This window comes from Pantoea sp. AG702 (genome assembly GCF_003182295.1).
In the GTDB taxonomy this organism is placed as follows: Bacteria; Pseudomonadota; Gammaproteobacteria; order Enterobacterales; family Enterobacteriaceae; genus Pantoea; species Pantoea ananatis.
Genome location: NZ_QGTU01000001.1, coordinates 980,587 through 1,001,347, shown reverse-complemented (window position 1 = coordinate 1,001,347; position 20,761 = coordinate 980,587). Strand labels below are relative to the sequence as shown.

Annotated in this window: 18 protein-coding genes; 9 read left to right on the top strand and 9 right to left on the bottom strand. The window is 54.2% G+C overall.

The window, feature by feature from the left end:
- Positions 1 to 422 precede the first annotated feature (422 nt).
- Entirely contained in the window at positions 423 to 1,565 is a 1,143-nt protein-coding gene (ampC, locus tag DFO57_RS04795) for a class C beta-lactamase (RefSeq protein ID WP_369974472.1), read from the top strand.
- A gap of 58 nt (positions 1,566 to 1,623) precedes the next feature.
- On the opposite strand, the gene DFO57_RS04790 is transcribed toward ampC, so the two are convergent.
- The gene (locus DFO57_RS04790; RefSeq protein ID WP_014593760.1) at positions 1,624 to 2,517 is read right to left on the bottom strand and encodes an SDR family oxidoreductase; all 894 of its coding nucleotides are present in this window, start codon (positions 2,515 to 2,517) and stop codon (positions 1,624 to 1,626) included.
- A 610-nt stretch (positions 2,518 to 3,127) separates the two neighbouring features.
- Between DFO57_RS04790 and DFO57_RS04785 the strand changes: the two genes are divergently transcribed.
- Positions 3,128 to 3,877 carry a LuxR family transcriptional regulator gene (locus DFO57_RS04785; protein WP_013025833.1) on the top strand — a complete coding sequence of 250 codons (750 nt, stop codon included), beginning with the start codon at positions 3,128 to 3,130 and terminating at the stop codon, positions 3,875 to 3,877.
- On the opposite strand, the gene DFO57_RS04780 is transcribed toward DFO57_RS04785, so the two are convergent.
- Positions 3,849 to 4,481, bottom strand: a complete 633-nt coding sequence (locus DFO57_RS04780) for an acyl-homoserine-lactone synthase (protein ID WP_014593759.1) — start codon at positions 4,479 to 4,481, stop codon at positions 3,849 to 3,851. The two genes, DFO57_RS04785 and DFO57_RS04780, sit on opposite strands and share 29 nt — an antisense overlap.
- 525 nt (positions 4,482 to 5,006) lie before the next feature.
- Between DFO57_RS04780 and DFO57_RS04775 the strand changes: the two genes are divergently transcribed.
- Both DFO57_RS04775 and DFO57_RS04770 read left to right on the top strand, forming a co-directional pair.
- A complete protein-coding gene (locus DFO57_RS04775; protein ID WP_110015134.1) occupies positions 5,007 to 6,395 on the top strand; it encodes an MFS transporter in 1,389 nt (462 codons plus the stop codon).
- Between the two features lie 22 nt (positions 6,396 to 6,417).
- A complete protein-coding gene (locus tag DFO57_RS04770; RefSeq protein WP_110015133.1) occupies positions 6,418 to 8,793 on the top strand; it encodes a glycoside hydrolase family 3 N-terminal domain-containing protein in 2,376 nt (791 codons plus the stop codon).
- A 63-nt stretch (positions 8,794 to 8,856) separates the two neighbouring features.
- Here DFO57_RS04770 and DFO57_RS04765 read toward each other — a convergent pair whose 3' ends face one another.
- Positions 8,857 to 9,300: a GNAT family N-acetyltransferase gene (locus DFO57_RS04765; RefSeq protein ID WP_014605800.1), complete on the bottom strand. Its 444-nt coding sequence runs from the start codon at positions 9,298 to 9,300 to the stop codon at positions 8,857 to 8,859.
- A 114-nt stretch (positions 9,301 to 9,414) separates the two neighbouring features.
- On the opposite strand from DFO57_RS04765, the gene hipB reads away from it, so the two are divergent.
- Both hipB and DFO57_RS04755 read left to right on the top strand, forming a co-directional pair.
- Entirely contained in the window at positions 9,415 to 9,654 is a 240-nt protein-coding gene (gene hipB / locus DFO57_RS04760) for a type II toxin-antitoxin system antitoxin HipB (protein WP_014605801.1), read from the top strand.
- Positions 9,654 to 10,763 (top strand): HipA domain-containing protein, encoded by a 1,110-nt coding sequence (locus DFO57_RS04755; protein WP_110015132.1) that lies wholly within the window; start codon positions 9,654 to 9,656, stop codon positions 10,761 to 10,763. Before hipB ends, DFO57_RS04755 begins: the two co-directional genes overlap by 1 nt.
- Before the next feature lie 45 nt (positions 10,764 to 10,808).
- Here the strand turns inward: DFO57_RS04755 and DFO57_RS04750 are convergent, their stop codons facing one another.
- Both DFO57_RS04750 and kup read right to left on the bottom strand, forming a co-directional pair.
- On the bottom strand, positions 10,809 to 11,225 hold the full coding sequence (locus DFO57_RS04750) for a GFA family protein (RefSeq protein ID WP_105082702.1): 417 nt from the start codon (positions 11,223 to 11,225) through the stop codon (positions 10,809 to 10,811).
- A gap of 451 nt (positions 11,226 to 11,676) precedes the next feature.
- Complete coding sequence (kup, locus tag DFO57_RS04745; protein WP_110015131.1) at positions 11,677 to 13,545, bottom strand: low affinity potassium transporter Kup; 1,869 nt, start codon at positions 13,543 to 13,545, stop codon at positions 11,677 to 11,679.
- Between the two features lie 873 nt (positions 13,546 to 14,418).
- Between kup and DFO57_RS04740 the strand changes: the two genes are divergently transcribed.
- Positions 14,419 to 16,059: a methyl-accepting chemotaxis protein gene (locus tag DFO57_RS04740; RefSeq protein ID WP_110015130.1), complete on the top strand. Its 1,641-nt coding sequence runs from the start codon at positions 14,419 to 14,421 to the stop codon at positions 16,057 to 16,059.
- Between the two features lie 80 nt (positions 16,060 to 16,139).
- Here the strand turns inward: DFO57_RS04740 and DFO57_RS04735 are convergent, their stop codons facing one another.
- Genes DFO57_RS04735 through DFO57_RS04725 form a run of 3 tightly spaced genes read right to left on the bottom strand, consistent with a single transcriptional unit; the run spans position 16,140 to position 17,942 of the window.
- Positions 16,140 to 16,787, bottom strand: coding sequence for an anti-sigma factor domain-containing protein (locus DFO57_RS04735; protein ID WP_014605805.1), 648 nt, complete (start codon positions 16,785 to 16,787; stop codon positions 16,140 to 16,142).
- Positions 16,784 to 17,338, bottom strand: a complete 555-nt coding sequence (locus DFO57_RS04730; protein WP_013025822.1) for an RNA polymerase sigma factor — start codon at positions 17,336 to 17,338, stop codon at positions 16,784 to 16,786. Before DFO57_RS04730 ends, DFO57_RS04735 begins: the two co-directional genes overlap by 4 nt.
- A 40-nt stretch (positions 17,339 to 17,378) precedes the next feature.
- On the bottom strand, positions 17,379 to 17,942 hold the full coding sequence (locus DFO57_RS04725) for a fasciclin domain-containing protein (RefSeq protein ID WP_014593752.1): 564 nt from the start codon (positions 17,940 to 17,942) through the stop codon (positions 17,379 to 17,381).
- A 226-nt stretch (positions 17,943 to 18,168) separates the two neighbouring features.
- On the opposite strand from DFO57_RS04725, the gene DFO57_RS04720 reads away from it, so the two are divergent.
- Positions 18,169 to 18,564, top strand: a complete 396-nt coding sequence (locus DFO57_RS04720) for a cupin domain-containing protein (RefSeq protein ID WP_019105194.1) — start codon at positions 18,169 to 18,171, stop codon at positions 18,562 to 18,564.
- A gap of 36 nt (positions 18,565 to 18,600) precedes the next feature.
- Here DFO57_RS04720 and DFO57_RS04715 read toward each other — a convergent pair whose 3' ends face one another.
- Positions 18,601 to 19,509 carry a LysR family transcriptional regulator gene (locus DFO57_RS04715; protein WP_019105195.1) on the bottom strand — a complete coding sequence of 303 codons (909 nt, stop codon included), beginning with the start codon at positions 19,507 to 19,509 and terminating at the stop codon, positions 18,601 to 18,603.
- A 92-nt stretch (positions 19,510 to 19,601) separates the two neighbouring features.
- Here DFO57_RS04715 and DFO57_RS04710 point away from each other — a divergent pair, with 92 nt between their 5' ends.
- Positions 19,602 to 20,732: a DSD1 family PLP-dependent enzyme gene (locus tag DFO57_RS04710; RefSeq protein ID WP_015700275.1), complete on the top strand. Its 1,131-nt coding sequence runs from the start codon at positions 19,602 to 19,604 to the stop codon at positions 20,730 to 20,732.
- Positions 20,733 to 20,761 lie beyond the last annotated feature (29 nt).

Sequence of the window (20,761 nt, the reverse complement as noted above, 5' to 3'; positions counted from 1 at the left end):
AGCAGCGCACTGGCACAACCCGCACACAGCTTTCCGGCGCGCGCGCCGCTTCCTCAACTGATGCCCATCGCCGCAAAATGTGATCTCTCCAGCTGTCAGACTCGCTGTTATGTTGAGCAATCTCATTGTAATACGCGTAATTCCGGTGCCTGTAGTACCCAGGCGCAGCTTTGCGTGCAATCATGCGCTGCTCAGTGTCATTGACGGCTCCCCGCCCTGGGCGAGGATTCCCACTTCACCGAGCCGAACCTAAGCCGCGTTAAGCGATTTGGAATTTACAGGCTCTCAGTGAGCTAACACTGCCTGCCCGGCAGCTTTTCTATTACGGGCCGCGTTAATGTCGCGATCATGGTCGCGCGCTTATATCTCCGCCCGATTGGGCGAAGTCTTACGCGCAAACTGATGAACTGTCACCTGAATGAGTGCTGATGAAAATATATTTTACTACATTACTCTTCGCCCTTAGCGCCAGCAGCAGCGCGACGGATTTATCCTCACAGGAGATTGCCTCGCGGGTTAAGGACGTGATTACGCCATTAATGGCGGAGCAGGGGATTCCTGGCATGTCCGTCGCGGTCCTATATAAAGGCCGCCCGCAGTACCTGAACTTTGGCGTAGCGGATACCGCAACCGATCGACGGGTGACGGAAAATACGCTGTTCGAACTCGGTTCCGTCAGCAAAACCTTTACCGGCGTACTGGCTGGCGTGATGATACGTAACAGCGAACTTCGCCTGAACGATCCGGTACAAAAGTACTGGCCCGCGCTAAAAGGCCCGCAGTGGCAGGCGATCAGGATGGTGCACCTCGCCACCTACAGCGCAGGTGGCATGCCGTTACAGCTTCCTGCCAGCGTGGTCGATCAGGATTCCTTACTCCGTTACGCGCAGCAGTGGCAGCCCGGTGTCGCGCCGGGCATTCAGCGGCAATATTCCAATGTCAGTCTCGGCCTGCTGGGTTATCTCATGGTAAAGGGCGAGTTTGAAGAAGCCATGCAGAAGAACGTCTTTACACCGTTGCGGCTCACGCGCACTTTTTATACCGTTCCGGCGTCCATGATGTTCGACTATGCGTGGGGCTATAAAGACGGCCAGCCCGTGCGCGTCTCTCCCGGAATGCTGTCGGCAGAAACCTATGGAGTGAAGTCCACCGCGCGCGACATGATGACCTTTATGCAGGCCAATGCGAATCCCAACGGGTTATCGTCCGGCAATACGGTTTTACGCAACGGCATACTCACCGCACAGTCGCACTATTTAACGGCAGGTCAACTTTCTCAGGGGCTGGGATGGGAAATCTATCCATGGCCGGTGAAGGCGCAAACGCTCATCGACGCCAGCGACACGAAAACCGCGCTGGAGGCTCAGCCTGCCACGCTGGTGAACCCGGTAAAAGCCGCGGACCGCGCCAGCTGGATCCACAAAACCGGCTCCACAAACGGGTTTGGGGCCTACATTGCCTTTGTCCCTCAGCTCAACAGCGGCATCGTTATGCTGGCGAATAAAAACTATCCCAATCCGGAACGCATTAAGGCGGCCGTGGCGATTCTCGACGCGTTACAGTAATGCCGAAAAGCAGGCAAAAAAATGGCCGCGCAGTGCGGCCATGGCGTATTAAAAACGCTTACAACGTTCCGGTTCCCCCGTCAGAGCACCATACCTGCCCGGAGGCAAAGCTGCACTCGTCCGACGCAAGGGTGACGTAGAGTGGGGCGATCTCTACGGGTTGGCCGGGGCGTCCCAGCGGCGCGTCTGCGCCAAACTGTTCCACTTTCTCCTGCGGCTGGCCGCCGCTCGGCTGCAGTGGCGTCCAGTACGGACCCGGTGCGACCGCGTTCACGCGAATCCCTTCCGGGCCGAGCTGTTTAGCCAGCGCTTTGGTAAAGGCGACGTTGCAGGCTTTAGTCTGCGCGTAGTCCAGCAGGATATCGCTGGGTTTAAAGGCCTGCACGGAAGAGGTGTTAATGATACAGGCCCCGCGCGGCAAATACGCCAGCGCGGCTTTCGTTACCCAGAATGGCGCATAGACATTGGTTTTAAAGGTGGCATCGAAATCTTCTGTGCTCAGCGTACGGATGGATTCATTAAACTGCTGACGTCCGGCGTTATTGACAAGAATATCCAGCCCGCCCAGCTTCTCGGCCGCTTCGTTAACCAGCGTCTGGCAAAAGGTTTCAGAACGCAGATCGCCGGGGATGGCCACAGCTTTGCGTCCTTCGGCTTCAATCAGTTTAATCACTTCAACCGCATCGGACTCTTCTTCCGGCAGATAGTTAATGGCCACATCTGCACCTTCACGCGCATAGGCGATTGCAACCGCACGGCCAATACCCGAGTCGCCGCCGGTGATCAGCGCTTTACGGCCGGTAAGGCGACCATGTCCACGATAGCTTTTTTCACCATGATCGGGAGCAGGATCCATCTCACTGGCTAATCCGGGTGCCTGCTGCGGCTGCTGCCTGAACGGCGGCTTCGGAAAGCGATCCGGGTCTTGAATGTGGTTATTTGACGTCGTCATAGTGAACTCCTTGAACAGGGTGGTCAGAGAGTTTAAGCCTGGCACAGATGTGATATTTGTCACATTCAAATGCTTATTTAATCCGTACTGGCAGATGAAAACAGGCTTTATGACGAGGGTTAGCCGACGATATTGCAGATAAGCGCAGCGGAAGTAGCAGAATATGTTGATTTTTCCTTAAGGGGGAGCGCCATCAGGCCAAAAAGAGCGCATCCTCTTTCCTGGCGACACGCACAGGTGAAGGCTAACGCATTGAATAAAAGGCGCTTATGGCATGAAAAAAGAGGGGGATCATTGCATATGATAAAAGAGGACAATCAGGTGTGGGAAAGCGAAGGTAAATGTTTGTACAAATGTTTCTGGGATGTTACTCTGAGTGTCCCGGCCAGCATCACTTTATAGTTTGTGAAGTCTGGCCGGAAAGTTTTTCCCTGGTGTTGGCTGTTTCAGCGACCTGGCCTTGCAGGTCAGGTTTTTTTTTACCGCTAAACAACTCGAACCCATTGTAACCTCTGGCTGAATCATTGTAAGTTATTCTTAAGTATTATCTTACCTGTACTAAAGTGCAGGTTATGTCATCGTTAAGTAAAAGAAGCAGCATGGAGCCTGAATGTTTTCTTTTTTTCTTGAAAATCAAACAATAACGGATACGCTTCAGACTTACATACAGAGAAAGTTATCTTCGTTTGGCAGTCCTGAGTACGCTTACACTGTTGTGAGCAAAAAAAATCCTTCAAATGTTCTGATTATTTCCAGTTATCCTGACGAATGGGTTAGGTTATACCGCGCCAATAATTTTCAGTTAACCGATCCGGTTATCCTTACCGCCTTTAAACGCACCTCACCCTTTGCCTGGGACGAGAACATCACTTTGATGTCCGATCTCCGGTTTACTAAAATTTTCTCATTATCGAAGCAATACAACATCGTTAATGGCTTTACCTACGTGCTCCACGACCATATGAACAACCTGGCGTTGCTATCGGTCATCATTAAAGGCAACGACCAGGCCGCACTGGAACAGCGTCTTGCCTCAGAGCAGGGCACGATGCAGATGTTGCTGATCGATTTTAATGAGCAGATGTATCGACTGGCTGGCGCAGAAGCGGAAAGAGCACCGACGGTGAATCAAAACGCCGATAAAACCATCTTTTCTTCGCGTGAGAATGAAGTGTTGTACTGGGCGAGTATGGGGAAAACCTACTCTGAGATTGCCGCCATTACCGGTATTTCTGTCAGCACTGTAAAATTTCACATCAAAAATGTGGTGGTTAAACTGGGCGTCAGTAACGCCCGACAGGCTATCAGACTGGGTGTTGAGTTAGATCTTATCAGACCGGCAGCGTCAGCGGCCAGGTAGTTACGGCGACGGGCGCGCAGCCCGTACGTGCAACAATATCCCCACCCAACTGCTGTTTATCGGCTTCCCCGGCTGGCAGCGTCAGCAGATAAATACGCTCTTTTTCCGTCAGAAAAGCTTCTTTGACCACGCTGATTTGCCATCCGGACCGTTTCAGTATTTTCAGCATTGCCCGGCTGACTATCGTGTAGATATGCGTATAAGCATTGTTCTGCGCCCAGTTAACCATAGCCAAAAACAGTACCTGGCTGACAGGATAGTGCTCACCCAGCAGTTCGCGCGCGCGGGCTTTATCAACAAAAAAACGGCTGGACTCGGTGCCGTAAGCGGGCAGGGGAACGTCGTCAAAACAGTGACGAAAGGTGTGGGTAATCATATTGGGGCGATCCAGGCAGGTAAAGCGGACACTGCACACTAACTGCCCTTCGCAGATACCCAGAATATAACGCGTCCCTGGGCCATCAAACTCATCCGACTCCATGCCCTGACTGCACACGACTTCCCATCCCAGGCGGTCGCTAAAAGTTTTTTTTCTGAGCTTATAAAGTTCTTCTGAACGTGTGGTTTGCAGCTCTTCATAACTGACGTCAAACAGTTCAAGCATTCCATTTCCTCTAAAAGTTACTGCAGCCCTCACGGCTATCCTGTACTGATTTTACTAACTTTTCACTCTGACGTTCAGCTAAATAACATTTTATCATCTGAAAATAGGGCTGCTCAGTCGTTCAGTGGGCAGGATAACGCATCTCGGGCGGTAAAATTCTCCCTGAAGAGATATTATTTGCCATAACGCAACAGAAAACAATACAAATAGTAACAAGGCTGTACTATTTCAAGCGTGCATATTCGCCATGTCATAGCGATTTTATATGAGAACATTACAGGCTTATAACAAAGTAACCCCACCTGGTGTCAAAAATATTTCGTCAAAAATGTATTGATCGATAAGTTATCAATATGCACTGCATCACAAACCCGCAAAAAAACTAAATATCATAAATTGGCTGTTAATTTCTGGAATTGTTGCTACTCCTCCAGACTACTAATACTTGAGCCTGGCCTGCCTGTACAGGCAGCGCGTGGAAAGCTGACTGAACAGGTTTTTCACCTAATTATAAGGCTCATAACAATGACTATATCCTCTGTATCCTCTGTGCTCACGACAAAAGATAAAATGGGTTACGGCATCGGTGATGCCGCCAGTTCAATGGTGTGGCAAACCGCCACCTTGTTCCTCGCCTACTTTTACACAGATGTGTTTGGGTTACCGGCAGCCATTATGGGGACGATGTTTTTGGTGGTTCGTCTGGCCGATGCCTTTGTCGATCCCTGTATCGGCGCGCTGGTCGATCGCACTCGAACCAAGCACGGTCGTTTTCGGCCCTGGCTGATGTGGTTTGCGATTCCGTTTGGCGTCAGTTGTCTCATTACCTTTTATATTCCGGATGTCGGCCCCACGGCGAAGATCGTCTATGCCTGTGTCACTTACACGATTCTCAGCTTTATTTACTCTGCGGTAAACGTCCCTTACTGCGCCATGCCCGGTGCACTGACGCTCGATCCTCGCGAACGCCATTCTTTGCAATCCTGGCGGTTTGCCTGCGCGTTTATCGGCGGGCTGGTGGTGACCGTCATCGGGCTGCCGCTGGTGGATCTGTTAGGTCAGGGTGACAAGGCAAAAGGCTACCTCTTTGCCATGGGCTTCATGGGGTTCTTAGGGGTGGTTTTAATCTACTGCTGCTTCTTTATGACCCGGGAACGTTATTTACCCCGCAGTGACAGCGCAAACTCGATGTGGTCCGACCTCAAGGCGCTGAGTAAAAACAGCCAGTGGTGCATCATTGTTATTTTTAACATCCTGTTGCTCACGGCAGTGGTAACCCGTGGCTCCTCCACCATTTATTACATGAACTACGTTTTATTGCGTCCTGACCTCGTATTCACTTTTATAATTACCGGCATGATAGCGGCATTGTGCGGGGCCTTTTTTTCAGAGCGGTTATTGGGAAAATTTGATCGCGTCCGCACTTATCAGATTTGCCTTGCCAGTTTTGTTTTTTTTGTCACCACGATTTATTTTATTCCGCCTTCTCAGGTCTGGCTGATCATTGCCGTGAATATTGTTTTTGGTTTTGTTCAGAACCTGACCACGCCCATTCAATGGAACATGTTCTCGGATGTGGTGGACTTTGAAGAACAGCGCAGCGGAAGACGACTGGACGGCCTCGTATTTTCAACGGCGCTGTTTGCCATCAAATTTGGCCTTGCCATGGGCGGGGCTGTCGTGGGCTGGATTCTGGGACTGGTTCATTACCAGCCCGGCGTGGCCGCACAAACACCTCGCGTCATCACCACCATCAACCTGATGCACAACATTATTCCCGGCGTTCTGTTTACCTGCATGTTGCTACTGCTTTTTCTCTACAAACTGAACAGCGCGCGGGTGAATGCTATCGCCCTTGAGCTGGCTGCGAAGCGCGCCGCTGAAGAGAAAATGGACGCCAGCAAGACTATCTGAAATCTGCATAAAGGAGTGAAACATGACTGCAATCTATAAGGATCCTCATCGTCCGGTCGCTGAACGCGTCGCGGATCTGCTGCCGCGCATGACGGCGGAAGAAAAGTTCGCGCAGATGCATGCTTACTGGCTCATTCTGGATGAAGAGGGCAATCACCAGGAACGCACAGATTTAAGCGATGAGTTTACTGGCGTCAGTGCCCAGACAGCACTGAAAGAAAGATTAACCCGCGGTATAGGTCAGATTACCCGTCCGCTGGGAACGCATATCGTTGACGCGCTGACTGGCGTCCGGGCGGCGAATCGCCTGCAGCGCGACGTGACTGAAGGCTCACGCCTGGGCATCCCGGCGCTGCTGCATGAAGAGTGCCTGGTCGGTTTGCTCTGCAAAGGCGCCACGTTGTTTCCCTCATCGCTCAACTATGGATCGACCTGGGATCCTGAACTCATCAGGCGGGCGGCACAGCGCATTGGCACAGAGGCGCGTTCTGTTGGCTGTAAGCAGGGGCTGGCGCCGGTACTGGATGTGTCCCGCGATGTCCGCTGGGGGCGGACAGAAGAAACCTTCGGGGAAGATCCCTGGCTGGTGGGCGTCATGGCCACCGCCTACGTCGAGGGGCTGCAGAGCGACACGCGCGATCTGTTAGCCACGCTGAAGCACTACGTCGGCCACTCATTCAGTGAGGGCGCCCGTAATCACGCGCCGGTACACCTGGGTTTCAGCGAGTTAAACGATATCTTCTTACTGCCGTTTGAAATGGCGGTCAAGCTGGCGAATGCGGGTTCAGTCATGCCGGCATACCATGACATCGATAATCAACCCGGCCACAGCGATCGTTTTTTATTGACGGAGGTCTTGCGGGAGCAGTGGGGATTCGACGGCATTGTCGTCGCTGACTACGGCGGCGTCAGCCTGCTTCATCAGCATCATGGCGTGGCGCAGGATGCGGCAGAATCTGCCGCGCTGGCTTTTAACGCCGGGCTGGACGTCGAACTGCCCAAAGATGACTGCGCTCGCCATCTGGCGGACGCCGTATCACGTAATCTGCTGTCGATGGAGAAGGTGGATGAAATTGTTGGCCGCATCTTAACCGAAAAGTTTCGTCTGGGCCTGTTCGAGCAGCCCTACATTAATGAAGAGACGATTTCACTGCAGGACGAGGAAACCCGTCAGGTCGCCCGGGAGGTTGCCACGCGGTCGATCACGCTACTGGAAAATAACGGCATTCTGCCGCTGCAACAAGCCAGTCGCGTTGGGGTTGTGGGCCCCTGTGCAGACGATCCACTTGCGCTACTGAGTGGCTACAGTTTTCCTGTTCACCTGATCATTAGCGATATGCTGGAGGAAACCTCGCAGGTAACGACGCCGCTCGCCGCCCTGCGCCATACGCTGGGGCAGCAAAACGTCAGCTATGCCAAAGGCTGCCATATTATTGAGAAACGCGCGGCAGGCGCTCCCGTTTTCCCCGGAGACAGCGGGGCGAAACCTGTGCAGCAGTCGCCTGTTTCACAGGATACGCATCTGATTGCGGAGGCGGTTCGCGTGGCACAAGAAAGCGATGTCGTTGTTGCCTGCGTAGGCGATCTGGCGGGCCTGTTCCAGAGCGGCACCGTAGGAGAAGGTTCTGATACCGACAGCCTGAATCTGCCAGGCGTGCAGCAGTTATTGCTGGAGGCCCTTGTGGACACCGGAAAACCGGTGATCGTGGTCATGACCGGTGGGCGACCTTATAACCTGCAGGGCCTGGAGAACAAGGTCGCCGCCTTTCTGCTGGCCTGGGCACCGGGACAGGAGGGCGGCTGGGCGATAGCGGATATCCTCACCGGCCGCGCAGAGCCGCAGGGCCGCCTGGTGGTGAGCGTTCCGAAGAACGTCGGTGCGATGCCGTTCTATTACAACCACAAACTGAAAAGCGGCGGCACGCCAATCGCCTTCCATTTTGGCGCACGCTATCCGTTTGGCTACGGTCTGAGCGGGACAACGTTTAGTTGGGGGACGCTCCAGTCCGAGCAGGACAGCGTCGCTATTGACGGCGAAATCCGCCTCAGAATGACGCTAACCAATAGCGGCCAACGGCAGGGCAGTGAAGTGGTTCAGCTTTATATCCGGGACAAGGTCGCCAGCATGGTGCGCCCGCTTCAGGAGCTCAAAGCTTTTCAGCGCGTCACGTTACAACCGGGTGAAACGGCTGAGCTGTGCTTTACGCTTCCCGTCGATATGCTCAACTTTACCCGTCGCGATGGCAAGCGCATTGTTGAGCCGGGCGAGTTTGAACTCCAGGTCGGATCGTCCTGTCGCGATATTCATGGCGTCAGCACGGTAACGGTAAGAGGCGAAACGCGTGTTCTGCCTTGCCACTGGCGCATGTTAAGCGACTGCAAGGTCAATATCATCTGATGCCTTAACCCTGTCCATTGAGAGATGGACAGGGGCAACCCTTGCGTTTTTGCAGCGTGAAGATCAGCGCGCTGCGCTTAACGCTTTCGTCAGATAATGACGTTGCATGCCCGGTTGAGGGAAATCCGTTAACGACATCTGCCGGGCATAACCCTGCTTCTGGTAGAAGGGCAGCGCCTGGAAACTAAAGGTATCCACCAGGGCACTGTGGCAACCCGCCGTGACAGCATCCTGTTCGGCTGCATGAACCAGCTGCTGGCCAAGGCCTGAACCGCGCACGGATTCACTCACCCAGAGAAACTCAATACAAAGCCAGTGCCCTTTTTGGCTACCAATCAGTCCGCCCAGCAATTTTCCCTGCGGATCACGACAAAATACCGCCAGCGGCCCCCATGTCGAAGTATCGATGAACGCGTTGTTATAGGCGCGCAGCCCGACCAGTAAATCCTGCTTATCATTCTCGGTGTAAGACCGCGTGACGGCCAGAGGAAAGTTACATTTGGTCATTGTACCTCCAAAATATCCGCTATCGGGGATAATTAAGTTATCAGGCGAAAGAGCAGCAAGTCTGATAATATCCTCTAACGGGGATAAATCCTCACTTATCAGGGAGCATACCGCATGATTTACAGTCCCCGCCAGTTGGCAAATCAGGTCAGGCTACTGCGGCAGCAAAACGGCTGGACCCAGGTCGAACTGGCGAAAAAAGTGGGCCTGAAACAGGCAACCCTGTCTCACTTCGAAAATGCCCCGGATACAACCTCACTGGCAACGTTGTTCAAAATCTTACAGGCGCTCGATCTTGCTCTGTTGCTTCATGAAAACAGCGCATCCTCAGCCCCGGCTGAGGATGCCTGGTAATGGCAAAGCTCATTGCCTGGATAAACGGCGAGCGTACGGGAACGCTGACGCTGCATCACAACGGCGCGCTGCATTTCCAGTATGACGCCAACTGGCTTCAGCATCCGCTTGCCAGACCTCTCTCGCTTTCGTTGCCCTTACAGCGCGCCGCGATGCATTCTGAGAAAGTCGTGCACTTTTTCGAAAACCTTCTCTATCCCAGCGCGTTGATCGAAAAGGATTTTTACCCGACTCACCCGATAAAATCCTGTGAGGTCTTTGCAACATTGCAGAAAGTGGGACACACATTACCCGGGGCGCTCAGTCTGCTGCCGGCAAAGCGGCAGCCCGTCGCGCCGGACCAGGCAACGCACAGCATCTTCACCCCCGCCGATGAGGCACAGCAGTTCGATATCGATAATGCGTATCTGTGTCTGTCCCTGGCCCGGGAGCTGACTATCCCGGTGCCGGATGCCGTGTTAGTTCATGAGAACGGCATCCGTAAATTGAGAACAGAACGATACGATCGCCGTTGGCGTCACGACGGACAACACCTTTATCATCTTCCTGAAGAAGACGTGTGTCAGGCGCTCGGCGTGCCGCTCTCTGGCCGCGATGAGCAGCAGGGCGGTCCGGGAATTGATGACATCATGGCCTTGCTGATGGGCTCAAGCTCCGCCATGAAAGACCGTGAGGATCTGATGCGCTGTCTGGTATTTCAGTGGCTGACGGGCATCACGCGCGTCAACGCTAAACATCTCTCGCTGCTGATTGCTCGCGGTGGCAGCTTCCGGCTCGCGCCTTTTAAGCATCTCCTTTCCGCCTGCCCGGGCCTTTCTCTACGCACAACAGACAGACGGGATTTCCAGCTGGGGATGGGCGTGACAGGCCCTGAGGGCAAACAGCATCACATTGACGCGATTGGGCCCGCGCATTTTCTTGCCCTTGCGGGGAGCGTGGGGTTCAGTCAGGGATCGATGCGGCAGATACTGGCGGCCTTTATTCCGGGCTTGCCTGCCGCGATTGTTAAGGTGCGGGACAGCCTGCCCGATGATTATCCCCTGACGCTCGCCGATGCGGTTTTCAGCCACGCAATGATGATGCTGGAAAGGGTGCGCCAGGCGATCTGAGGTTAATGGCCTTCTGGTGCCCGGCGCCAGGGTTTTACTGCAATGTCAGGGTTTTACTGCAACATAGTTAAGATGGCCGACTACGCCGCCTTTGCCGCCATCCCGGGGATGATTATTGCCATCGGTGACGGGCACGGAGGCGAAATCGAAAGGCGAAACGCCCGTCAGACAGGCGACATTCACGCCGTACTGTTCAGGATTGGACCGGCTTTGATGAAACGTGTAGATGCCACAAATGGAACAGAAGTAGTGGACTGCCTCACCCGAATTAAAACGGTACTCGCTTAGCGTCTCTTTGCCTTTCACCACCTCAAGCCCCGAGACGGGCGCAAACACCACGACCGCGCCGCGCATACGGCAGAAAGAGCAGTTACAGCGCCGGGCCGTGTTCAGGCCATCCAGCAGTTTTACGTTAAACGCTACAGCGCCACAGTGGCACTGAGCCGATGTCGCATCAGACATGGTTTGCTCCTTTTTTCATCCTGCAACCTCTGGGGAGGTGACAGGGATGAAGCGTTGGTGGCACAGGTAAAACAGGGGATCCCGGCTGGTATTGTGACGGGTTAAGGTCAAAGACACCAGACGGGATCCCGCAGCCTACAGATTTTTCTTCAGCATCCTGCGTTTGGTGCGCTGATGAGGGCCTATCTGCAAGTCAGCGTTGAGTTCAACGGGCACTATTGAACGGGATAACGCAGTGGGCGGCACTTGCGCCACAGCCGCGCCTGCTGTCCCGTTATGCCTGTATGGGCATACATTTTGCCTGGCAAAGCCTGACGAGATCCAGGAGACGCGTGAAGAAGGCCGTTACGACGGGCGGTGAAAGGGTGCTGAACGCGAGCGGGGAACATGCGGGCTTCCTGACAAAAGAAAACGGCAGAGCCCGTGACGCGCTCTGCCGCAAATGCCCTTATCAGAACTCTTTTTGCCCGCCCAGTTCGATCACCCGGTTAGCCGGGATTCTGAACTGCTCATGCGCGCGTAGTGCATTGCGCTGGAAGAAGTGGAAGATAACGCCTTTGGCATGGGCCAGACCGCGGCGCTTTTTCATCACCAGCGTGTCGTGCGAGGTAAAAAACGACGCTTCATTTAACGTACAGCCAAAGCCTTCCAGCCCACAAAGATGCAGGACATCCTGCATCGACGGACGCTCATGCCAGCCATAGGTGGCCGTCACCTGCCAGAACGACGGGGACATCTGGCGCAACGCAATGCGCTGCTGATTGTGTACGCGGGGCAGATCGACCGTTTTGATATGCAGTAAGACAGTGCGCTCATGCAGTACCCGGTTATGTTTCAGGTTATGCAGCAGCGCCTGCGGAATTTCATACTCTTTACGCGTCAGGAAGATAGCCGTTCCCCCCACCCGCATCGGCGGAGAGGCTTCCAGGGAGCTAATCAGCGCTTTCAGCCGCACCGGATCGTCAGTGAGACGGCGGATAAGCCGGGAACGCTCACTGCTCCAGATAAGCATCAGCACCAGCATGGTCATCGCCAGCAGCACCGGCACCCAGCCGCCAGACAGGAGCTTCATCAGATTGGCGGCAAACAGCGGCACATCAATTAACAGCATGCAGAGCAGAAAAACCAACGCCACCGGCAATGGCCACTTCCAGTTTTTAAACGCCACAATACCGGCCAGACAGGCCGTCAGCACCATCGTGCCCGTCACCACAATACCGTAAGCGGATGAGAGCGCTGAGGACTGGCGGAAAGCCAGGATGACGACAGTTACCGCGGCAAACAGCAGCCAGTTTACGACCGGGATGTAGATTTGCCCTGATTCCGTAGCAGACGTAAAGATCACTCGCATCGGCGGCAGAAACCCCTGGCGAATGGCCTGATGCGTCAGCGTGTAAACGCCGCTGATGATTGACTGGGCAGCAATGACCGTGGCCAGGGTTGACAGGACAATCAGCGGGATCTGTGCCCAGACGGGCGCCAGAATATAAAACGGATTTTGCACGGCGCTGGGTTCGGCGAGCACCAGGGCGCCCTGACCAAAATAGTTCAGCACCAGAGCGGGCAGGGCAATGATCAACCAGGCCAGCCTGATGGGGGTTTTGCCCAGATGTCCCATATCCGCATACAGGGCTTCAGCACCGGTGACGGCCAGCACCACCATGCCGAGCGCGGCAAATGACAGGGCTTCATGATGAAGCAAAAAGGTCAGGGCAAAGGCCGGATTGAGCGCATGTAAAACGTGCGGATTCATGGCGATGCCGCGCACACCGAGTATCGCCAGGGTAATAAACCACGCCAGCATGATCGGGCCAAAAACGCGGCTGACGCGCTCGGTGCCGTGCTTCTGGATCACAAAGAGTACCGCCAGTATGACCATGGCCAGCGGCACAATAAAGCGATCCAGCGCCGGGGCCACGACTTCAATCCCCTCAACGGCGGAAAGCACCGAGATTGCCGGGGTGATAATGCCGTCACCGTAAAAGAAGGCTCCTCCTGTGAGGCCTGCCAGTACGATGATGCGGCTGAGCCGCGCGCCAACATTTTGCCGGGCCAGGGACATCAGCGTCAGTATTCCGCCTTCGCCATCATGATCTGCACGCATGATAAAGATGACGTATTTCACCGTCACAATCAGCGTCAGTCCCCAGAATATCAGAGAAAGAAACCCCATGACCGCCTCTTCGGTCACCGCCCCAGAGGGAAGAATAGACAGACACTCTTTTAAGGTATAGAGCGGGCTGGTGCCGATATCACCAAATACGATCCCCGCTGCCGCCAGCATGCCTGCAGGAAGAGACTGTTTTTCAGACTGCGCCATTTAATATCCTGTTTTGCTTCACGTAATTATCCACCTTCGCCGGAAAGGTTATCCGGTCAGCGATCAGCACGAGATTACGCGGTTTAGCGTGAGTTAGGGAGTAGGTGGTTAAGTTATGAACTGCATTTTTACAGGTTTGTACCTTTTTTTTACGACATTTTTACACGACTGTCGATTAACTCAGCAGTTATTTCGCGCGAGAAGTGGCGTAAATCCGCCGTAACGACCAGGCTGTTTAAAACCGGTTTAGTCAGCGTGTTGCATTAAGCCAAATTATCTCTTTTGCTTTGTCAGCCATGCCGACCCGCGGCGTGAATGCGGCGAATGACAAGGCTGTGTCGCGGCGGAGACAGGGAAGCCAGCGCTATGCGGGTTTTTAACGCCCGGCCCGAACGAACGGAGAAGAACGTTCCGGCGTTAACAAAAAAAATAAAAAAATTTTTAAAATAGTCCTTACTTATGATTAATTCGTTCGCGTTTGTTGCAGCGTTAATTTATTTCAAAAACGGCGGCATTAAACAACGGCGCAGCCGGTATATTCAGGCACAATTTTAAGCTGGCCTTAAGCGAAATTTTATTAATTAAACGCGCGCGCCATTTTGAATGAAGATTATTTCCCTCCTCTTAAATAAAAATTGACTTTCCTCCATCCATTAAATCCATTTGTATTTTCTGAGTCATAAAACCCTGCGTCTTTATTTATGCATTCAACGGGCTAATGCTTTTTAACGGTAATGCCGCGTCCGCCCCCATTATTCAGCGGATTTACCATTCAGCGCATTAATGCTCATTCACGCCCTGTCGATATCTTTATGGCTAGCGCGCTTCAGCATAACGTAATGAATAACGAACACTGTATTCGGGGAATTTAATATGACTATTACTCAGCGGCTTTTCCTGACGTTTTCACTCCTCTCGGCATCGATGATTGCCATGGTGGTGATCGTCATCATGGTATTGAGCGGCTTCCAGTCGCGCTTTCAATACGTACAAACCAATACGCTGCCTTCACTGGTTGACCTGGATAAAATGGTCAATGGCAGTAACCGGCTTAACGTCTCGCTTTACCGACATTTGAGTGCAAAAGATCAAGGCAAACAGGCCGAGTTCGAAAAGGAAATAACAACGCGGCTGGATACCGTTAAAGCGCTGACTGAATTTTATTTGAAAAATGAAACCACTAACGATCAGGACATCAGGCTGAGCCAGAATGCCTTAGCGCTGATTAAGCAGATGGAAGACCGTTTGCCCGGTTTTATGGCGAATTCCCGTCTGCATGACGACGCTGCGCTGGCCGATCTGCAGGGCAATAGCGGGGTCGGGCAGTCTATTCGCGATTTAATTGAAAGTTACCAGAAACAGTTACAGTTTAATGTGGAGGTAGGGGCGGCATTTGAAAAAGATAACAACCGGGTTTACCGGCAAACGCTGGTGTGGTTAATTGCCGGTTCGGCCGCCATCATTCTGCTGCTGGGCGCGTTCTCCGTCAGAACGATTCTGGGGATCCGCAGGCACCTTAACGGTATGCGGATCACCATGGAACGTGCCAGCGAGCGGCTGGATCTTACCCTGCGTGCGGATGACTCCCGTCAGGATGAAATTGGTCTTACGGCCAAAGCGTTTAACAACCTTATCGGGAATGTGGCCCACTCGCTGTCGTCCGTTGAACGTTCGGCCCATTCTGTCAGTTCTGCCACCTCGCAAATTTCGGCCGGCAACGAAGATCTCTCTTCACGCACCGAGCAGCAGGCGGCCTCGCTGGAACAGACGGCTGCCAGTATGTCAGAGCTGAGTGAAACCGTGCGCCAGACGGCTGAAAACACCCGACTGGCCAGCCAGCTGTCGAAAAACGCCCGGGACATTTCGGACGACAGCGCCACGAAAGTTCACACCATGCTCGGCACCATGACCGACATTAAACAGAGTTCTGAAAAAATCACCGCCATTATTAGCCTGATCGAAGGCGTGGCTTTCCAGACCAATATTCTGGCGCTCAACGCTGCCGTTGAAGCCGCCCGGGCCGGCGAGCAGGGACGAGGTTTTGCCGTTGTCGCCGGCGAAGTGCGTAACCTGGCGCAACGTTCTTCGGCTTCAGCGCGCGAGATTAAAGAACTTATCGAATCCTCGATGCGCTATGTGGAAACCGGCGTTAATCAGGCTGAACAGGTGGGTGACAATATCGGACGAATGAAGGACGCGGTGCGACAGGTAACCGACCTCGTTGACGAAATTGCCGTCGCGTCTCAGGAGCAGTCATTGGGGATTGGTCAGGTGCATCAGGCCGTCAATCAGATGGATGACGTGACACAGCAGAATGCGGCGCTGGTGGAGGAAGCCTCATCGGCATCCCGCTCGCTCATGGATCAGGCCTCAGCACTGAATCAGCTCGTCGCCACGTTCGTGCTGACCGATGCCGCGCCTGTTGCCCAATCCAGCCCCGCACGGGTTTCTTCCGCCTTTGTTCAGGCTCGTGCGGCCTATGCTAAGCAGGAAGATAACTGGCAACGTTTTTAGGGTTGTGCGGCGGGTGGGGCGATAACACGGGATATAGGCATGCCATCGTCCCACCCGCTCAACCCGCCGCCCGAATGGCGTTATCCTGTCCTGCCACTGTAAAGCACCGGGCCGGTAGGCTGCCCGGTGGGTGAACCGCCCTGGGGCTCAAGGCTGACCGCAATCACCGCGTTTTTCAGCGTATCACGTGCGGCAAGTTTGAGCTGCGTGGTCTCCTGGACATTCAGCAGCCCCAGCGAAACGGGCTGTTGACCGGCAGGGATGAGCCACAGTTGCAGGCTGTTGTTTGCGCCAATAGCGACCGGCTGCAACGGTGTTACACGCAGCTGCGTCAACGCCTTATCTGCACTGACCACCCATTGCCCCTGTTGCTCCGCGCCCCGCATTACGGTCAGCGGGGTAAAGTCGGGCGTCCTGATAACCTGATACGACACCAGCGTCAGCGCGGCAAGGGCAGCGGCAACCAGCCAGCCTACATAACCGCGCCTGACGCGCGGCGTTATCTTTGTCGGCAGACTTAGCGTAATTTTTTTCCAGACGTATTCCGGTGGAATCTGAGGCATCAGACTGCGATCCAGTCCGGCAAGCAGGGTTTGCCATTTGGCTACCTGCTCAGTCAGTTCCGGCTCACTCTGCAGACGCTTCTGAAAGCGTAACCGCGCATTGCCGCGCAGCGTACCCAGCGCGTATTCCGCAGAGAGCGCGTCGTCACGTTGGCGTTTATTCATAGTCCGACACACTCCCGAAGGTGCGCCATCGCCCGGCGGATCCAGCTTTTCACCGATCCAACCGGCTGCTGGAGCCAGTGAGCAATATCGCCGTGGGACATGCCCTGATAGTAGGCCAGCGTGATGCTCTGGCGCTGCTCACTGCTGAGGTTTCCCAGACAGCGCTGTAAGCGTGCGGCTTGTGCATCATCCTGTCTGTTATGCAGTTCGTCATGTTCAGCGGCCAGTAGGTCATCGTTATGGGCTTCTTCCGCGCTGGCAAGGCGTGCCTGTCCGCTGCGGAGCCAGTCGATACACCGATTACGAACAATGTGGGTCATCCAGGTCAACGGGGAGCTCAGCGCGGCATTATAGGTTTCCGCCTTGCTCCAGATAGTGATGTAGCAATCATGCAGCACCTCCTCAGCCCAGGGGCGATGCTGCAACATGCGCAACGCGATAGCAAAAAGGTGAGGCGATGTCAGCCGGTAAAGTTGTTCAAATGCCTGACGATCGCCGTCGGCGATTGCCTGCATCAATTTCACCTGCTCCACTGCCTGCACCTTGTCCATAAGCGTCCCGAATGATCTGTTTCCGTTCGAGTATAAATTATTACTTCGGCATTAATACGGTATCAATCACATCTATCACGCCATTTTTTTGGTTGACGTCATAGGTACTGATATTCGCGACGTTGCCCTGGCCATCTTTCAGCTGAATATTGTGGGGGCCATTGTTCATGATCCATAACGGCTGACCGTTAACGGTCTTCAGCTCGGCATGACCGCCACCTTGTTTGATTTTAGCTTCCAGCGCCTTCATATCGTACTTACCGGCAACCACGTGATAGGTGAGTACGCTGGTCAGTTTCGCTTTATTTTCCGGTTTGAGCAGACTGTCTACGGTGCCTGCAGGGAGCTTAGCGAACGCCGCGTTAGTTGGAGCAAACACGGTAAAAGGGCCTTTACCTTGTAAGGTATCAACCAAACCGGCTGCTTTTACCGCAGCCACCAGGGTGGTGTGATCTTTTGAGTTAACCGCATTTTCAACAATATTTTTTTGCGGGAACATGGCGGCACCGCCTACCATGACAGAACCCGACTCCATAGCGGCAAGAGAGGCAGTGGTAAACAGTAATGCACTTGATACAACGGTCACAGCGATTAGCTTTTTCATCGTAAATCCTCATTAGAGCGTGGAGTAAGTGGCTTTCAATGAGATATACGAGTAGGGGGACGAAAGTGGATGCAGAAAAAATTAAATATTTTTAACTCTGCGCTTAGCCTGCCCAATTCATCAGCCTGCGCGTGTTTTTCGGCCCTGTGCGCACAAGCAAGCAGCGGCCAGAATGAGAGACGTCCGTCCCTGTCCTCTGTCACACGACATCAAAGGTAAGCCGATAATGAAAATCATCAAAAATGCCGCCGTTCCCTCAGCGAAAGGTCCTGAGGCGTATTTTACCGGTCAGGTCCGCATTGATTCCCCTTTCAGCACAGCGGCGCCGGCACGGGTTGGCGGCGCTATCGTCACCTTTGAGCCCGGTGCCCGTACGGCCTGGCATACGCATCCACTGGGGCAGACGCTGATCGTCACCGCCGGTCAGGGATGGATTCAGTGTGAAGGCGAAGAGAAGCAGACGATCAATCAGGGCGATATCGTCTGGATACCTGAGGATGTTCGTCACTGGCACGGCGCCACCGCCCGTCATGCAATGACGCATATTGCCATCGCGGAATCCCTTAACGGCAGTCCGGTGACCTGGCTTGAGAAGGTCACGGAGCACGAATTTTTATCGTAAGCAACGCCTGTTGAGCTGGTGCAACACCAGGGAGGCCTAATCGATCTCCCACGGCGGGGCGCTGAAGGTGTGTTTCATCAGGTCGATAAAGCCCTGAGTGCGGGGAAGGCGCTTTTTTTCCTGCAGGCTGGTCAGGGCGACGATATCGGCAGACGGCAGGGTAAACGCGGGCAGCAAGGGAACAAGAAGGCCCTGGCGGATCTCGCGGCTGACATCCCAGGCGGAGCGTACCATAATCCCTTTACCGCTCAGTGCCCATTTTTTAATGATACGACCATCATTGCTGGCGAGACGTGGCGTAATCCTTAGGGTCGTTTCGTCCCCGTTGTGGCTGAATGTCCAGCGCGTCACATCTTCCGCATTTTCCCGAATCACCAGACAGTGATGGTGCTGCAGCGCATCAGGATGCGTCGGCGTACCCTGCTGCTGCAGATAAGCCGGCGAGGCGCAGAGTAAACGCGGATTGGCGGCGAGCCGGGTGCTGTAGAGCGTGGAGTCGCGCAGATGGCCGATATAGATCACCACATCCCACTTATCGGCCTGCATCCAGTCAGGGTTATCGGAGAGGGTGAGATCGATACTGAGATCGGCATGGCTGTCGGCGTACTCCGCCAGCAGCGGGGCAATGTGTTCGGAACCAAAGCCCAACGGGGCCAGCACTCTCAGCGTTCCGCTGATGCGGTTTCGTGTCTGATCGATCACATCCTGCAACTGGTCTATCTCATGCAAAATCACCCGGGCGCGACCCAGCAGAGCTTCGCCTTCATCGGTCAGAATGATGCGTTTTGCCGGACGCAGGATCAGCTTCACCCCGATCTTTTGTTCAATACTTTGCAGGCGCTGCGTCACGGAAGGCGGCGTGATATCCAGATGGCGCGCCGCCGCCGCCAGCGTCGGATGCAGGGCAATGACCTGAAAAAAACGTAAATCTTCGCTGTTGATCATTAGGTTCAAACCTAATCATTAATTGGGCCTGACGGCATTTTAAACAGATTTAAACGATGAGAGCATCAATAAAACCTTACAGGAATTCGACGATGCTCAATCACTTAACCATAACCACGCCTTATCTGCTGTTAGATAAAGTTAAGTTTGAACGCAATATCAACCGCTTGTATCAGCGAATCGAAGGGCAACGCTGTCAGATTCGCCCGCATCTGAAAACGCTTCGCACTCTCCAGTCTGCGCCTTATCTGCTCAAAGCATCCTCTTCACCTGCCACCGTTTCTACCCTGGCAGAGGCCGAAGCCTTTGTCGCCGCTGGCTTCAGCAATGTGCTTTACGCCGTGGGGATTGCGCCCGCTAAATTGCCGCGTATTGCCGCCCTGCGGTGCAGCGGCAAACAGGTGCATGTGTTGCTGGACAGCATGGCGCAGGCACAGGCCATCAGCGATTACGCTTTACAGCATCAGGTGACGTTTTCCGTTTTCATTGAGATCGACTGCGATGGCCATCGCGGCGGCATTCGACCTGACGACGGGACGTTGGCCGAGATTGCCGGTCATCTGCATCAGCACGGGATGGTGGTGGAAGGGGTAATGACCCACGCGGGCGAGTCCTACCATTGCCGCACGCCGCAAGACATTCAGCGGGCGGCGCAGCAAGAGTGCCAGGCTGCCATTACCGCTGCCCAGCATATCCGTGCCGCAGGGATCCCGTGCCCGGTCGTCAGCGTTGGCTCCACGCCCACGGCGCATGCGGCTACGGACCTCACGGGCGTAACCGAGGTGAGGGCCGGGGTGTTTTCCACCTTCGATCTGTTTATGCACAATCTGGGCGTCTGCACCCAGGACGACATTGCGCTTTCGGTGGTGACAACGGTGATCGGCCACAACCACGACAAGGGCTGGGTTTTTGTTGATGCCGGCTGGATGGCTATGTCACGCGATCGCGGCACCGCCTCACAGGATACCGATTATGGCTACGGGCTGGTGTGCGACGACGCGGGTTGTCCGTTGGGATTGCTGCTGACAACCACCAATCAGGAGCACGGAATTATTGCGTTGCCGCGCGACAGTGCGTATTCCACCGGAGATTTTCCACTGGGTACCCTGCTGCGCATTCTGCCTAACCACGCCTGCGCGACCGCCGCGATGCATACGCACTATCAGGTGATCGACACCCGAAACGGCGAACATGAGGTCTGGCAACGCATCGTTGGCTGGTAGCGTTTTTTCCATTCATTGTGAGAGGACAT